General features: G+C 62.3%; 8 protein-coding genes. 6 read left to right on the forward strand and 2 right to left on the reverse strand.

Features of this window, described 5'->3' with window-relative positions; all coding sequences use genetic code 11:
• A partial coding sequence (locus tag QRX41_RS08110) for an RCC1 domain-containing protein (protein WP_396176807.1) occupies positions 1-2,350 on the forward strand: 2,350 nt, incomplete at its 5' end.
• 123 nt (positions 2,351-2,473) lie between these two features.
• Here QRX41_RS08110 and QRX41_RS08115 read toward each other — a convergent pair.
• Complete coding sequence (locus QRX41_RS08115) at positions 2,474-3,886, reverse strand: CCA tRNA nucleotidyltransferase (protein ID WP_313839894.1); 1,413 nt, start codon at positions 3,884-3,886, stop codon at positions 2,474-2,476.
• A gap of 108 nt (positions 3,887-3,994) precedes the next feature.
• Here QRX41_RS08115 and QRX41_RS08120 point away from each other — a divergent pair, with 108 nt between their 5' ends.
• The 5 genes from QRX41_RS08120 to QRX41_RS08140 all read left to right on the forward strand — a co-directional run bounded on the left by QRX41_RS08120 (position 3,995) and on the right by QRX41_RS08140 (position 13,789).
• A complete protein-coding gene (locus QRX41_RS08120; RefSeq protein ID WP_396176808.1) occupies positions 3,995-4,636 on the forward strand; it encodes an NUDIX hydrolase in 642 nt (213 codons plus the stop codon).
• Positions 4,633-6,846, forward strand: coding sequence for a DUF6049 family protein (locus tag QRX41_RS08125; RefSeq protein ID WP_313839897.1), 2,214 nt, complete (start codon positions 4,633-4,635; stop codon positions 6,844-6,846). The genes QRX41_RS08120 and QRX41_RS08125 overlap by 4 nt, the downstream gene beginning before the upstream one ends.
• Positions 6,843-11,048: a murein biosynthesis integral membrane protein MurJ gene (locus QRX41_RS08130; RefSeq protein WP_313839898.1), complete on the forward strand. Its 4,206-nt coding sequence runs from the start codon at positions 6,843-6,845 to the stop codon at positions 11,046-11,048. Before QRX41_RS08125 ends, QRX41_RS08130 begins: the two co-directional genes overlap by 4 nt.
• Positions 11,049-11,287: 239 nt before the next feature.
• Positions 11,288-12,571 carry an aminotransferase-like domain-containing protein gene (locus tag QRX41_RS08135; protein WP_045925052.1) on the forward strand — a complete coding sequence of 428 codons (1,284 nt, stop codon included), beginning with the start codon at positions 11,288-11,290 and terminating at the stop codon, positions 12,569-12,571.
• A gap of 3 nt (positions 12,572-12,574) precedes the next feature.
• The gene (locus QRX41_RS08140) at positions 12,575-13,789 is read left to right on the forward strand and encodes a D-alanine--D-alanine ligase family protein (RefSeq protein ID WP_313839900.1); all 1,215 of its coding nucleotides are present in this window, start codon (positions 12,575-12,577) and stop codon (positions 13,787-13,789) included.
• Positions 13,790-14,929: 1,140 nt separating this feature from the next.
• On the opposite strand, the gene QRX41_RS08145 is transcribed toward QRX41_RS08140, so the two are convergent.
• A complete protein-coding gene (locus tag QRX41_RS08145; protein WP_306221536.1) occupies positions 14,930-15,280 on the reverse strand; it encodes a hypothetical protein in 351 nt (116 codons plus the stop codon).
• Positions 15,281-15,306 lie beyond the last annotated feature (26 nt).

The following is a 15,306-nucleotide window of genomic DNA, read 5'->3' on the forward strand; positions in this document are numbered from 1 at the left end:
CAACAAGCCCCAAGGCGCACCAGCCGGGTTCACCTGGAAACAGGTCAACCTAGGCGACTGGCATACCGAGGCGTTGGGCTCGGACGGCAACTTCTACATCTGGGGAAGCAACGAAAACGGCCAGCTGGGCGACGGCACCAACACCACCCGGGGCAGGCCAATCCCGGTCAGCAAGCCCCAAGGCGCACCCGCCGGGTTCACCTGGAAATACACGATCCCAGGATGCAACCATACCGCAGCGATCGGCTCGGACGGCAACCTGTACACCTGGGGAGTCAACGGCAACGGCCAGCTGGGCAACGGCACCACCACCAGCTGGAATAGGCCGGGCATGGTCAACTTCCCCGGCGCCGTCACGCCCACCAGCGTCCTGTTCGGCCAGGCCAAGGCCACAGGGATCACGGCCAACCAAGACGGCACCTGGCAGGTATCCACGCCCAAGCATGAGCCGGGGGGCGTGGACGTGACGGTCGGCTGGAGCCGGAACGGGCCGCAGCCGGACGATCACCTGCAATACACGTACATCGCCCCCCAATACCAAGTCGGCTTCAATTCCAAAAACGATTCCTGCCCCACCCCCACGGGCATGCCCCCCAGCCAGTCCGTCACCCAGGACGGGCAGACGGAACGCCCCTACCCGGACCCGAGGGCCGAAGGCTGCCTGTTCGACGGCTGGTTCCAAGGCGATGTCGCCTACGACTTCAGCCAGCCAGTCACCCATGACACCACCCTGACCGCCCACTGGACCAGGGAAGACACGCAGCACTGGTCCATCAGCCCGGACCATGGGCCCGAGACCGGCGGCACCGAGGTGACCCTGACTCCGCCCGCACAGCGAGGCATCAGATTCAACCAGATCAGACTGGGCTACAACCATTCCGCAGCCATCGGCTCCGACGGCAACCTCTACACTTGGGGAGGCAACGACGACGGACAGCTGGGCGACGGCACCACCACCAGCCGGAGCAGGCCGGCCCTGGTCGACAAGCCTCAGGGGGCGGCGGACGGGTTCACCTGGAAACAGGTCATCCTTGGCGGCTGGCATTCCGCAGCCATCGGCTCCGACGGCAACCTGTACGCCTGGGGAGACAATGGCAGTGGCCAGCTGGGCAACGGCACCACCACCAACCAGAACAGACCAGTCCTGGTCAACAAGCCCGATGGAGCACCCAAAGGATTCACCTGGAAACAGGTCAGCCTGGGCGGCTTTCATTCCGCAGCCATCGGCTCCGACGGCAGCCTCTACACCTGGGGGTACAACGAATACGGCCAGCTTGGCAACGGCACCACCACCAACCAGAACAGACCAGTCCTGATAGGTAAGCCCCAAGACGCACCTGAAGGATTCACCTGGAAACAGGTCAACCTAGGCGGCTGGCATTCCGCGGCCATCGGCTCCGACGGAGGCCTCTACACCTGGGGAGACAATCAGTACGGCGAACTAGGCGACGGCACCACCACCAAGCGGAACATGCCAGTGCAAATCGGCAAGCCCCAAGGAGCGCCAGAAGGATTCACCTGGACACAAGCCAGCCTAGGCGAACATCATTCCGCAGCCATCGGCTCCGACGGCTGCCTGTACACCTGGGGAAGAAACTCCGAGAGCCAGCTGGGCGACGGCACCACCACCAATCGGCAGACGCCAATTCAGATCGCGAAGCCCAATGGATTCACTTGGGCACAAGCCAGCCTAGGCGACGGGGATTCTGTAGCTTCCGGATCCGATGGGAACCTGTACGCCTGGGGATGGAACATCAGCGGCCAGCTGGGCGACGGCACCACCACCGACCGGCAGACGCCGACCCTGGTCGTCAAACCCCAGGGCGCGCCCAAAGGGTTCACCTGGAGACAAGCCAGCCTGGGATGGTATCATTCCGCAGCCATCGGCTCCGACGGCCAGCTTTACACCTGGGGAAACAACGGCAACGGTCAGCTGGGGCGCGCCCCCTCCAACGCCTGGCCGGCCAGCCGGCCGGGACCGGTCGGCTTCCCCGGAGAGCCGCAGACCACCAGCGTATGCTTCGGCCAGAATCAGGAGCAGGGCACGTGCCTCGCCGCAGGCAAGGACCTCAAGCCCAGCCCCGACGGCACCTGGAAGGTGACCACTCCCCCTTACACGCCGGGGCTGGCGCCCGTGGCCATCGACTGGACCCAGGACGGCAAACAGCAGGAAACCGACAAGGGCAACACCTACCGGTACCTGCCCATCGCCAGCCTGCCCCTGACCGGAGGCGACGGCATGCTCCTTCTGCTCGCCATAGGACTGCTCACCGCAGGAGCCGCCACAGCCGCCAAAAGCCGCCAAAAGCAGGCCCGCACGACAGGCAGCATGAACACTTCACACAAGTAAGCAACAGTCCGGGCCGTACAACAATCACAGCCAATACCAGCCTGGCACCTGATGACCAGGCAAACATCTTCCACATATAATCCGGCGGCAGCCGAACCTGCAGAATGCGGATCAGGCCTGGCTCTAGCCTTGGCTCTGCCACCAGTCCCGCAGCTCCTGCTCGGCTGTCTGCTGGTCGACCGGGCCCTGATCCAGGCGGTAGTCCATCATGTGCCGATAGGCACGCCCCACCTGCGGTCCAGGCTTGAGGCCCAGAATCTGCATGATCTGTTGTCCATTCAAGTCCGGCCGGATGGCATCCAGATCCTCCTGCCGACGCAGTTGAGCCACCCTGTCCTCCAGCTCGTCCATGGCGGAGGAGAAGACCTGGGCCTTGCGCTTGTTGCGGGTGGTCGCATCGGCCCGGGTCAGGCGGTTGAGCCGCTCATAAAGCGGACCTGTCTCCCGGGCGTAGCGGCGTACGGCCGCATCGGTCCACCGCTCGTCCACATAGCCGTGGAAACGCAGGTGCATGGAGATCAGGTCGCAGACGTCGGCGATCAGGTGGTGGTCGAAGCGCAGGGCCTTCAGGCGCTTGCGGGCCAACCGGGCCCCGACTGCATCATGGTGATGGAAGCTGACCTTGCCGCCGGGCTCAAAGCGTCTGGTGGCGGGCTTGCCGATGTCGTGCAGCAGGGCGGCCAGGCGCAGGGTCAGGTCCGGGGCGGGCACAGGTCCGTCAGGTCCTGTCTCCAGGGCGATGGCCCGGTCCACCACCATCAGGGTGTGCTCGAAAACGTCCTTGTGCCGGTGATGCTCGTCTATCTCCAGCTGCAGGGCGGGGATCTCGGGCAGAACGATGTCGGCCAAGCCGGACTGCACCAGGGCCTCGATGCCCTGGACGGGGTGGTCGGACAGCATGAGCTTGGTCAGCTCGTCGCGAATCCGCTCGGCCGAGACGATGCTGATTCTATCGGTCATGCGGGTGATGGCCTCGGCTGTCTCCGGAGCGATGGTGAATCCCAGCTGGGCCACGAACCGCACGGCCCGCATCATCCGCAGGGGGTCGTCGTCGAAGGACTGACGGGGGTCCACCGGGGTCCGCAGCACCTGCTTGGCCAGATCGTTGGCCCCCCGGTAGGGGTCTACGAAGACCAGGTCGGGCACCCGTAGGGCCATGGCATTGACGGTGAAGTCACGCCGTGAAAGGTCGCCCTCAAGGCTGTCCCCATAGTCCACCTCGGGTTTGCGGGAGTCGGGATCGTAGGTGTCTCGCCGGTAGGTGGTCACCTCCACCTTGACCTCGGTTCCGTCAGGACGCCGCCGCAGCGCGCCCAAGGTGCCGAATTTGCGCCCCATGTCCCAGAAGCCCGATCCCCAGTGACGCAGGATGGGCTCGAATTGCTCGGGCCGGGCTGAGGTGCAGAAGTCCAGGTCGTGGGAGTGCCGGTGCAGGAGCAGATCGCGTACAGGACCCCCTACCAACGCCAGTTCATATCCCTGCTCGGCGAAGAGGCGCCCGAGCTCGATGGCCTCCGGCCAGACTTGGAAATCCACGCTCACCCTTTCCTACGGAGTTGATGCGCCTACTAGCATACCGTTACCCCACCTGCACATTACCTTACGTAAAGTTGGAGTATGATTACGCCCGCGGACATGGCGCGCATGCTTGCACATAGCGCCGACTCTGCGGGCACCCATGCCCGCGGACAGCAGGGGCGGGACCATCTTGTGGAAACCGTAAGCGAACGTCTGGATCCGCGGGTTCGCGAGCGCATACAGACCGAGGATGACATACCCACGCCTGCCCTCATGCCTCGGCATAAGCATGCCTCAGGACCTTCCACCTTTGCCTCCCTGGATGCCCAGGAACTGCCCGTAGTGCGAGAGTATTCGGCGGGTGGGCTGATTTTCGACCGACATGACCGGGTGGCCATCATCGCCCGGCACTCCCGCTCGGGCCACCTGGAATGGTGCCTGCCCAAGGGGCATATCGAGAAGGGGGAAACACCCGAGCAGACGGCCGTGCGCGAGGTCCACGAGGAGACGGGGATACTGGGCAAGGTGACCGATTCCATCGCCACCATCGACTACTGGTTCACCGGAACCAACCAACGGGTCCACAAGCTGGTCCACCATTTCGTCCTGCGTATGATCGGCGGATCCCTGAGCGTGGAGGGCGACCCTGATCATGAGGCCGAAGATGCCATCTGGGTGGACTTTTCCGACCTGACCTCCGTGCTCAGTTACCCTAATGAGCGTAAAATAGCCTGGCTCTACGCGAGGAAGTATAAAAAACAGCCATGATCCAGACCCCCCTGCGCCCGAGCGGGCGCACCAGCCAGCGCACCCATGCCTTCAACCGATGGGCTCTGTGGGCTCGAATCCTACCGGCGACCGTCCTCCTGCTAGCCTTGGTGATGACTCCCTGGCTGCCAACACCGGCCCTGGCTGCCCCCAATCATCAGAACTCGGCCGAGGTGGCCCTGCGCTGGTCGACGCCTGTGGTGACTGACAAATCCGGCTACGCCCTGCGCGCTACGGTGACCAACACCGCGAACCAGCCCATGGAGAATGCCCATCTGGGCGTGTCCACAAGCGCCCTGTACTCCTTCAGCTCCCGGGCCGACATGCAGGCCTGGTCCGAAGGCCACGCCCGCATCCCCACCCCGGACGTGCTGGGTACTCAGAGCGTACCGACAATCCCGGCCGGGCAGAGCGTCGAGGTTTCAGTCAACGTGCCGGCTGATCAAGACGCGATCAAGAAGATGACCAGCTGGGGGCCCAAACCCGTCCGGCTTTCCCTGAGCGACAGCCAGAACCGGGTCCTGGGCGACGTGTTCACCTTTCTGACCCGGACATGGGATGGCCTGCCCACTGCAGGCACACCCGCCCTGTCTCTGACCATGGTCATGCCGCTGATCTCCTCGGATTGGAATATTGACGACAAGGCCATGACAGCGCTGATGACCCAGCCCGGTGCCGAATCCGATCCAGGCTCGGGCAAGGATAAAGACCAGAGCGTGACACTGACCCGTCAAGGGAGCCGCCGCCAGGAAGAGCAGAGTCTGCTGCTGGCCAAGCACGGGTCCCTGCAGGCCTTGGGCGATCCGGTCTACCTGTCCGCCTTCGCCAACCGCCCCCGGATCCAAGGGCTGATTCAGCCAGCCGACTTCGACATCACCGGATACGCCTCCCAGAACCAGGATCGCTATGCCAGGGCCGGGGTCACCCCCGAGTCCTGGAACGCCCAGACCGCAACCAAGCTCTATCCTGATGCCGCTTCCGGCACATACGCCTGGCAGGGCAAGCAGGAATGGACCATGGAATCCATCGCTGCAGCCCGCCGCGCCGGCTACCAGACGGTCATTGCCCCGCAGGGCTTCGAGGTAGGAGCCGGCACCTCCGCCCACACCGGCAAGTACACCATCGACACCCAGGCCGGACAGGTGACCGTCCTGTCAGCCCAGCGCGAACTCAGCAACCTGGCCAGGGGCAACCCCAGCTCCACGCGGGCCACCGGGGAGCAGACCCAGGCGGGGCAGACGGCACGTTTCATTGCCCAGAGCGCCTTCTATCAGATGGAACAGCCCTACGCCGAACGCTCCCTCCTGGTCTGCTTCGATGCCGATCAGGACACTCAGCAGGCGGACAGGATCATGACCGAGCTGGAGCACGCTCCCTGGATCCGCCTGGAACCCATGGACAATCTGATGCGAGCACCCGACTTCACCGGCGGCTCATCGGGCCTGCTCAAGGCTCTGGAAGCCGATGACGCTCAGGGCGGCGCCAAGCATGGCGACAGCTCGACAGCCACCTTGGACTCTCTGATCGCCAGCAGGGCGGACATCGACCGGTTCGCCTCCTCCATTCTGGCCGACGGTCAGCAGGCCTCCCAGCCCACCGCCAGCGCCACGACCGGCAAGACCGACAGCCAGGCCTTGGCCCGACAGGATGCTGACGCCACCGCCCGCCAGCCCAAGGATCCACACCAGTGGCTGAACCGGCTGACCGCCGCCCATGACGACCTAGCCCTGAAGTCCCTGGGCGGAACCGCAGCCGCCGCCGGCCTGGCCGATCAGGCCGGCGCCATATCCCACCGTCTCCTGGACGGCATCAGCATCACGCCCAGCGAGTCCCTGAACGTGGTCAGCGAGACGGCCTCCATGCCCGTCACCGTCAGCAACAGCCACCCCTACCCGGTCCACGCCCGCATCAGCGCCCGCACCGACTCCATGGAGATCGTCACCTCGCGCCTGGCGGATGTGGTCATTCCCGCCCGCTCCGAGGCCCAAGTGACCTTCAAGGTCAGAGTGGCGACTGCCGGCAGGGCCAACGTGGACATCGGCCTGCTGGACAGCCAGGGCCGTCCCTTCGGCCAGATGCGTCGGGCTCAGATCACCAGCAATCTGCGCCTGAGCGACATGAGCGGCCTGCTCATCATTGTCTTCGCCGTGCTCCTTGGGCTCCTGGGGCTCTGGCGGCAGTTCCACCGCACGAAGGATCCGGACGAATGAGCTCCGTGGGGCGCAACTCCGCCATCATGGCCACGGGCACCGCGGCCTCCCGGGTGACCGGGCAGATCCGCACCATCCTGCTGGCAGCCGCCATCGGCACCACCGGGATCGCAGCCGATGCCTACCAGACCGGCGCCATGATCCCCCAGGTCATGTTCACCCTGATCTCGGGCGGCATCTTCAACGCCGTCCTGGTTCCGCAGATCGTGCGCACACTCAAGGAGCGGGACGCAGCTGACCGGCTGAACAAGCTGATCACGGTCGCCATGGTTCTCCTGGCCCTGCTGACCCTGCTGCTGATGCTGGGCACCCCGGTGCTGACCACCATCTATCTGAATTCCAAGTGGAACCCCGCACAGCGGGCCCTGGCCAACTCCTTCACCCTCTGGTGCATGCCCCAGGTCTTCTTCTACGGGCTCTACACGGTACTGGGCCAGATCCTGGCCGCCAAGGGCCGGTTCACCGCATACGCCTGGAGCTCGGTGGGCGCCAACCTGATCAGCTGCCTGGGCTTCCTGGTCTTCATCCTCCTGTTCGGCAACGCCCGCAGCCAGCCGGTCGGCTTCTGGGACAACGGCAAGGTGGCCCTGACCGCCGGAGCCTGGACCCTGGGGGTGGCCTTCCAGGCGCTGGTCCTCTTCATCCCCCTGATCATGAGCGGCTTCCGCTACCGACCGCGCTGGGGTCTGCGGGGCATCGGCCTGCGATCCATGGGCTCGGTGGCCGCCTGGAGCATGGGTGTGGTGGTCATCGACCAGCTGGCCAATGTGATCAACGCCCGCATCAACAACGGCGCCCCCCTGGAGGGCAACCCCTTGGACATCGCCGGCAACGGCTCCTACCAGAACGCCTACACCCTCTTCATCCTGCCATACTCCCTGGTGGCCGTCTCCGTCAGCACGGCTATCTTCCCCAAGCTGTCCAAGGCGGTTTCGGACGGCCGCATTGGGGATGCCCGCGAGGATCTGAGCCAGGCCCTGCGCAATGTCGGGCTGATGATGTTCTTTTTCACTGCGGTCATGCTGGCCATTCCGGTGCCCATCACCCGTGCCCTGCTGCCCTCCGTGGGTGTCCACGAGGCAGTCCTGATCTCGGGACCCCTGATAGGCCTGTCCCTGGGGCTGGTGCCAATGAGCGCCTTCCTGCTCATTCAGCGCACCTTCTACGCCTTCGAGGACGGACGGCATCCTTTCATCTTCGCAGCCGTCTCCAACACCATCCAGGTGGTGCTGGTCCTGGCATCCATCCGTCTGGCCCCTCCCCGCTATTGGGCGGCCCTGGTCGGACTCAGCCTGTCCTTGAGCAACATCCTCAGCTTCCCCATGCTGGCAGGCATGCTGCGCAGGCCCTTCCAGGGATATTTGGACGGTCGGCGCATTCTTAGCACTTATGCCAAGGCTTTTCTGGCGGCGGGCCTGGCGCTGGCAGCCTCCCTGACGGTCAAGGCTCCGCTGACCCGCCTGGTCGGCGCCTGGGTCCAGGACCGGCAGGGCCACATGAGCTGGGTGCAGGCGCTCTTTATCTGCGTGGTCATCACCCTGCTGACAGCGGCCATCTACGCCGTGACCCTGGTCGCGCTGCGCACCGAGGAATTCACCCGGCTCATGGTCGACCTGGCCCGCCGTCTGGGCAGGACGGCGCGGCACCCGGTCCGCAGCCTGGACGCCTTGGAGGGACGGCCCTCCCGGCTGGCCGACCGCTCGGTCAGGGTGGTGCACTCCTCCTCCCCTGATTCCACCCAGCCTGGCATGGACGCGGCTCTGGAGAACTTCGAAGAGACCCGCGAGCCCGGCACTGATGGAGAATCCGCGACAGCCGGGCCCCCACCGGCTCCTCCGGCCCCGCAACCCGTTAGGATTGTGCCTAGGAACAGCACGGTCCACCACGGCGTCGCCAACCACAGGCGACGCCCCACTTCTGATGAGAGCTCGGCAAGCATGAACGCGCATATCGGAGACACCATCCTCGGCAGATACACCTTGGTCACCCTGCTCCGCCGTGCCAAGGGCTTGAGCGTCTGGCGGGCCAAGGACAAGGTTCTGGACAGGGACTGCCAGCTCTTCATCGCCGGCGATTCGACCTGCACGGACCTGATCAACGTCAACGCCTCCGGCCTGGCGCTGAACAAGGACCGCCGATTCACTCCGGTCTACCAGCTGCACACCCGGGACGGGGTCTCTCTGATCGTCACCGCCCCCGATGCCGGCATGTCCCTGAGGGACTATATGCACGGGCCCGCCGGCGAGACGCTGAGCGACCGGGCCATGGGCACCATCATGGGCGAGGTCACCGAGGCCATGCGCACCCTGCATGCCGCCGGCATGGTCGACTATGCAGTCTCAACCAGTACCATCAGGCTGGCGCCGGCCTCTATCACCCTGGCAGATGCCCCCATCTCGCCCATGATCGCGCACCCATCAGTCCCGAACGAGATGGGTTTGACGGACGAGGAGCATGCCATACGCGAACTGGCTGGCGTGCTCTACGCCATGCTGACCCGCCGGCCCGACCAAGACGGACGGCAGCCCAGCCTGCAGGAGCTTCCCAAGCACACGCCCGAGGAGTTCAGGATCATCTGCATGCGCGGACTGGGATTGACTGATGACCAGGGGGCCAAGCCGGTGCCCTTGGTCACTCTGGCCGAGCTGTCGGCGCTGCTCAGCCCCTGGATTCCTCCCGAGGAGCTGACCGACAGCGATCTGATCTGGCCTGAGATGGACGGCCGCGCCTCCATCGAGACCGTGGCTCTGAGACCGGTAGATCCCAAGGATGTACTGCCCCTGCCCGATGGGCTGACCTCCTCCGCCCTGCCTGCCGCACAGACTGTGACCCATCATGAGCCACACTGGAAGACCAACCAACTGCTCTTCCCCGGCCGGGGCGAAATCGAGATGCTCAATCCCGAAGATACGGACACCGACCTCTTCTCGCTCTTCGACGAACGCCAGCGGCAGCGCTCGCTGAACAGCCGCTCCCGCAGGACCGCAGCCATGGATGTGAGCGCACTCAGGACGACGACTGCCAGGCCCGCTGCCTTACATGACGAGGAGTCCAAGGCAGTGACCGGGCGGATGCCGACCGTGGGAGACGATCAGCATCGGCCGCCCGAGGCCATCAGCGGCAGCGGCGTGACCGCCGACAACCCCGTGGAGCGCGGCTTCTCCCAGTGGGACTTCGACAAGTCCGGCGGCCGTCAGGCCAGGGCGGCATCCAGCCGGGCCGCCTCACAGAGCGTCCCACAGAGCAATGGAGACTCACATGCCCCGCGCGAGGATGACGCCGAGGCACACGACAGGACCCATGCCCGCGTGGCCAGCGGCTCGACCGACCAGGCATACGAAGAGCGGCAGAATATCGACTCGAATCAGCATGCCGAGCGAGCGCCCCGATCTCCCAAGAAGCGCGATGTTGATGAAGAAGAGCAGCAGACCACGGTCATGGAGCCCCTGCCCCCCAGCTTCACGCCTGAGATCCACTCCATGCCGGCGCCGGTGACCTATTCGGAGCTTCCGGACGATGGCCAGGACGAGGATCTGGATGACGAGACAGACATGGCCGACACCCGTCTATTCGGCCGTTTTACGACCCGCTCTGTAGTCATTGCGGTAGCGGCCGCAATCATCGTAGTGGCCTTGGTCTGGGCGGTCTCGACCATCTCCGGCTCCCGGCCCAACGTCGACAAGGAGGAGGGCGGCTGGCCGGTCATGTCCAACGTCCCCTTCCCCGGTGGGACTGATGGGGACGAGGAGGCGACAACTTCCAGCAATGGCACGGCCAAGGCTAACGGCAAGGCCAAGGCCGGAGCCGACAAGGTCAGCCATGCCGACAAGGAGGCCAAGAAGGTCCCCGATCCGCCCAAGCCCAAGAACACCACGGCCTATCAGTCGGATCGGCAGCTCTTCCTGAACAAGCCCGCCGGCCTGCAGGGATTCGGATGGTACATGCACCTGACCAAGCCGGAGGAAGTCTCCCGCCTGACCATCGTCATGCCCCAGAGCGGCGGCCATGCTCAGATCTACGCGAACTCCACAGCGGCCCAGCCCAACCAGGGGCAGCCGCTGGCCGACTTCAGCTTCGATCCCTCGGGCACCACCCAGGTCACCCTGCGTGAACCGGTCACAACCCAGGACCTGGTCGTCTGGGTGCCCATGGACGGCATGCCGGGCAACTCCCTACGCTTCACGTCTGTCCAGGCCTTCTAAGCAGGTCCGCCACACGCCCTTGGCGAAAAACCTGGCTGTTCATCCTTACCGCTGCCTTGCTGTTGCCGATCTTCAAAGCAGCTAGGATTGGAAGTTCCTGGAAAATGGGCAGGAATCCCAGGCGGGGTTCCGACCATGGGTGTACCGAAATGGTAATGTGTTGGATTTTTCCTCCAACAAAACCCTTGCAGGTAATACAGTTTCCTTAGACAACGGCGGCAGGAAGGCGGAAGTCAGTTATGGCGGATGATCCCAATATCGCATCCAAGGTCATCAAGAACGATCCCTGGTACAGCTCCTATGCGGCACGGGCCGAGCAGATGCGCGCCTCCGAAATTCGTGCCCTCTTCGCTGTGGCCAACCGGCCCGAGGTAGTCTCCTTGGCCGGCGGCATGCCCTACCTGGGCCGGATGCCTTTCGATAAGCTGGCCGACCAGCTTGGCGACATGCTGCGGAGCAAGGGCCAGGTGGCCTGGCAGTATGGGTCAGCACAGGGCGATCCCCACCTGCGCGAGGATGTGCTGCCCATTATGGAGCTGGAAGGCATCAAGGATGTCCAGCCGGATGACGTGGTTATCGTCAACGGCTCCCAGTCGGGACTGGACCTGATCACCAGGATTATGTGCGACCCCGGCGATGTGGTGCTGGCTGAAGCACCTAATTATGTGGGTGCCCTGGGCGTCTTCCAGTCCTTCCAGGTCGATGTGGTCAACGTGGCCATGGACGGAGACGGACTGATTCCCGAGGCTCTGGAGGAGACCATTCTGGAACAGCGCCGCCAAGGCAAAGCGGTCAAGTTCCTCTACACTGTACCCAACTTCCACAATCCTGCCGGCGCCACCATGAGCGTCGAGCGGCGGCCGCGGATCATCGAGATCGCCAGAAAGTACCACGTGCTTATTGTGGAGGACAATCCCTACGGACTGCTGGCCTTCGACGGCCAGACCTATCCGGCCCTGCGCTCCTACGATTCCGAGGGCATTGTCTACCTGAGCAGTTTCTCAAAGATCATCGCCCCGGGCATGCGCGTGGCCTGGATGGTTGCGCCTCCTGGCATCCGACAGAAGCTGGTTCTGGCCAACGAGTCAGCCATTCTCTGCCCCTCCAACATGAGCCAGATGACCATCACCACCTACCTGGACAACTTCGACTGGAAATCGCAGATCAATGATTACCGGGGGATGTACAAGGAACGCTGCGATGCCATGGACGAGGCTTTGAAAAAATATTTGCCCTACTGCTCATGGCTCAAGCCCAAGGGCGGCTTCTACATCTGGCTGAAGATACCCCAGGGGCTCAACGCCAAGGACATGCTGCCCAGAGCGATCACCGCCAAGGTGGCTTATGTGTCAGGCACAGCCTTCTACGATAACGGGGAGGGAGCGGATCACATGCGCCTGTCCTTCTGCTACCCCACCCCCGATCGGATCCGGGAAGGAATACGCAGACTGTCCACAGTCATCGAGAACGAACTCGCCACCGTCCGGCTGTTCGAGCCTGACAGCGGCAAGGAAAGGGGCTGAATCATGGCGCCCAAGCACAGCAAGACACCTCGGCAGCAGACCGGGGGCAAAACCGCGGCAGCCAGCAAGGCCAAGGCAACCGCGAGCGCGACGAGGACCACGGTCGCAAGCCCGACCAGCACTGCGGCCACCACTTCAGCCACAGCTGCTGGCGAAGTGGCCAAAAAAACCAAGCGGACCTCGCATCGCTCCATCCGTGAGGCTACGCCCGTCACCATGGACGATGTCACCTCCCTGGCCAGCAAGGCCACCAAGCGTGCTGATAAGTCGATCCTGGTGATCTGCGGGGGCCTCAGCCATGAGCGTGATGTCTCCATCAGCTCGGGACACCGGGTCCAGGGATTCCTGGAGGAGGCCGGGTGGACAGTCCGCGTCCACGACATGGATGGCTCGCTTTTGCCGTACTTGACCGACGAGTCGACCCGCCCCGATCTGGTCTGGCCTCTGCTGCACGGCGCCAACGGCGAAGACGGCTCCATCCGCGATGTCTTGGAGATGGCGGAACTGCCCTACATCGGATCCCGGGCCAAGGCCTCACGGACCGCTTGGAGCAAGCCCATCGCCAAGAACGTTGTCCGTATGGCCGGATTGCACACTCCGCATTCCGTGACGCTGCCCGAATCCATGTTCCGCGAGCTGGGTGTCGAACCCGTTATCGATATGCTTCTAGGCTCGCTGGGGCTCCCGCTCTTCATCAAGCCCACCATGGGCGGCTCAGCTATGGGGTGCACCATGGTGACTGAACAGAGCCAACTCACTCAGGCGCTGATCAACTGCTTTGCCTATGGTGATGTAGCGCTGATCGAGCAGGCTGTCACGGGCACCGAGGTCTCTGTGTCTATCCTCGAGTTTGACGGACACCCCCTGGTGCTGCCTCCGCTTGAAATCTGGACTCCCTCAGGCACCTACGATTTCGAAGCTCGTTCCACACCCGGCCCGACAGAGTTCTATGTTCCAGCCCGACTGGATGCCAAGACCACGCAGGCTGTCAGCGATGCCGCACTGACTGCTCACCGTGCTCTGGGGCTCCGCGATATTTCACGAACCGATTTCATTGTTGATGCCCAAGGTCAGCCGCAATTCCTGGAGTCCAATGTGGCGCCCGGCATGACGGACACTTCGCTGCTGCCACAGTCAGCGCAGGCCGCTGGTTACAATCTGCCAGAGCTATACACGGCATTGGTTCAATCAGTTTTGAATCAAAAGCGAACCGATTGAGATAGCAAAGCCTCTCTGGTCCCGCCTATCGTTCGACTGGCACGAGCAGGGTCCGCCTGGTGCATAGTTTGCAATTCGTGCAATATGCGCCAGGCGGATCTGCAATATACACGGATTGCAATACAGGCCGAGCGGATAGCACCCAGGGCAGGCACCATATTTTCATTAGCATCGTTTTCAGGCCATCGAATGACGGCTGTTCACCATTCACCATTCACCATTCATTGTCGGTTATTTCCTTCCTTCTATTCGATGTGCTCGCCTCTCCACATCTGCTGTATTCTCAACTTCTTCTCTACTGTTCAGCCAAGGCCAACATTGCCCGAAAGGCATGTTCAATCAGGTTCCGGCTTTTATATTGCCGACAAGACTTACTCGCAGAAGCGACGCGGACTAATGAATTGTCGATGCTGCAATAACTGGGTCATCCTCCAAGACTCCACGCTCAGTAAACCGCAGTATTGATACACACCCTTGAATACAAACACAGTCGATATCGAATGTTTCACGTGAAACATTCCGAGGTGATCAACTTACGTCATCAACTCCAGCGAGAGCCTCACACGATATAGCGGTCTATGACCGACAAGGATTCTCCCGTTAAAAGTACTAGTCGAATAAAGATATGATCGAGCGAGTATGAAGACAGCCTTCATAGGGTTGCAATCACAACAAGTTTCGCATCATGTTGCTCAAGTTATCTCACCAAGATATCTCATCAAAAACCCGCAAGGCGGCATATAGGTGATGCTGCTTTTAAAGCATCGAGAATCAGGCCATTTCGACTATGCCATCATGAACTGGGAGCGAAAGCTGTGTTTTCACCTGCGAATTATCATTCGGTCCTAGGCATTGTTATCCCAGTTCATTTGCCCTAGTTTGTTCATCGCCCTCGCTGAGAGCACGATCTTCCTATCAGAATTCATTTATCGAGTCATATTGTGCTGACGCGGTTTGCTCCCCCGTGCCCGCTTCAAGACCTATAGATACAAGCCCATAACTACTCTGCAAATCAGTGGATCAATATATCCAAGTGCATCAATCTGTCCTTGTTCAGGGACTGCATTTGACAAGATCAAACAAACAATCGAAACCGCACCCCACTATGATTGAACAGTCTGCGGCCTTGCTCAATATGCCTTACTTATCTCCGCCGCTTTCCTCGCCCTTGTCCGATGCGCGCGAAGAACTTTCACCCGGTTCTTCTTGAGTCGAGGATGTATATCGGTCGGCAGACCTGACTGTCATATCATCATCAGCCCCAAGGCTTTTGTCTGTTACCGGAGAATCTGCGTCCAACTTGTCTTCATTGTCATCAGAGCTTGGAGGATTCCAAAAACGCCAGCTATGCCAGCTGTCATCCTCATCCTTATCATCTGTCTGATGGCTGGGATGCTCCCGCAGTAACCGATCAACTCGGAGCATAAACCAGATCAGCACCAGAATCGTCCCAAGATTGGTTACGATAGCCACTATCACGGTTTTCTCCATGGTTTAAGAATAGCCTGCTCTGTCAG

This window comes from Bifidobacterium kimbladii (genome assembly GCF_032193675.1).
In the GTDB taxonomy this organism is placed as follows: Bacteria; Actinomycetota; Actinomycetes; order Actinomycetales; family Bifidobacteriaceae; genus Bombiscardovia; species Bombiscardovia kimbladii.

What these genes read in the sequence shown, in the direction of transcription:
- QRX41_RS08120 (WP_396176808.1), top strand. Translation starts at nt 3,995, where the DNA reads ATGCTTGCACATAGCGCCGACTCTGCGGGCACCCATGCCCGCGGACAG.
- QRX41_RS08125 (WP_313839897.1), top strand. Translation starts at nt 4,633, where the DNA reads ATGATCCAGACCCCCCTGCGCCCGAGCGGGCGCACCAGCCAGCGCACC.
- QRX41_RS08130 (WP_313839898.1), top strand. Translation starts at nt 6,843, where the DNA reads ATGAGCTCCGTGGGGCGCAACTCCGCCATCATGGCCACGGGCACCGCG.
- QRX41_RS08135 (WP_045925052.1), top strand. Translation starts at nt 11,288, where the DNA reads ATGGCGGATGATCCCAATATCGCATCCAAGGTCATCAAGAACGATCCC.
- QRX41_RS08140 (WP_313839900.1), top strand. Translation starts at nt 12,575, where the DNA reads ATGGCGCCCAAGCACAGCAAGACACCTCGGCAGCAGACCGGGGGCAAA.
- QRX41_RS08145 (WP_306221536.1), bottom strand. Translation starts at nt 15,280, where the DNA reads ATGGAGAAAACCGTGATAGTGGCTATCGTAACCAATCTTGGGACGATT.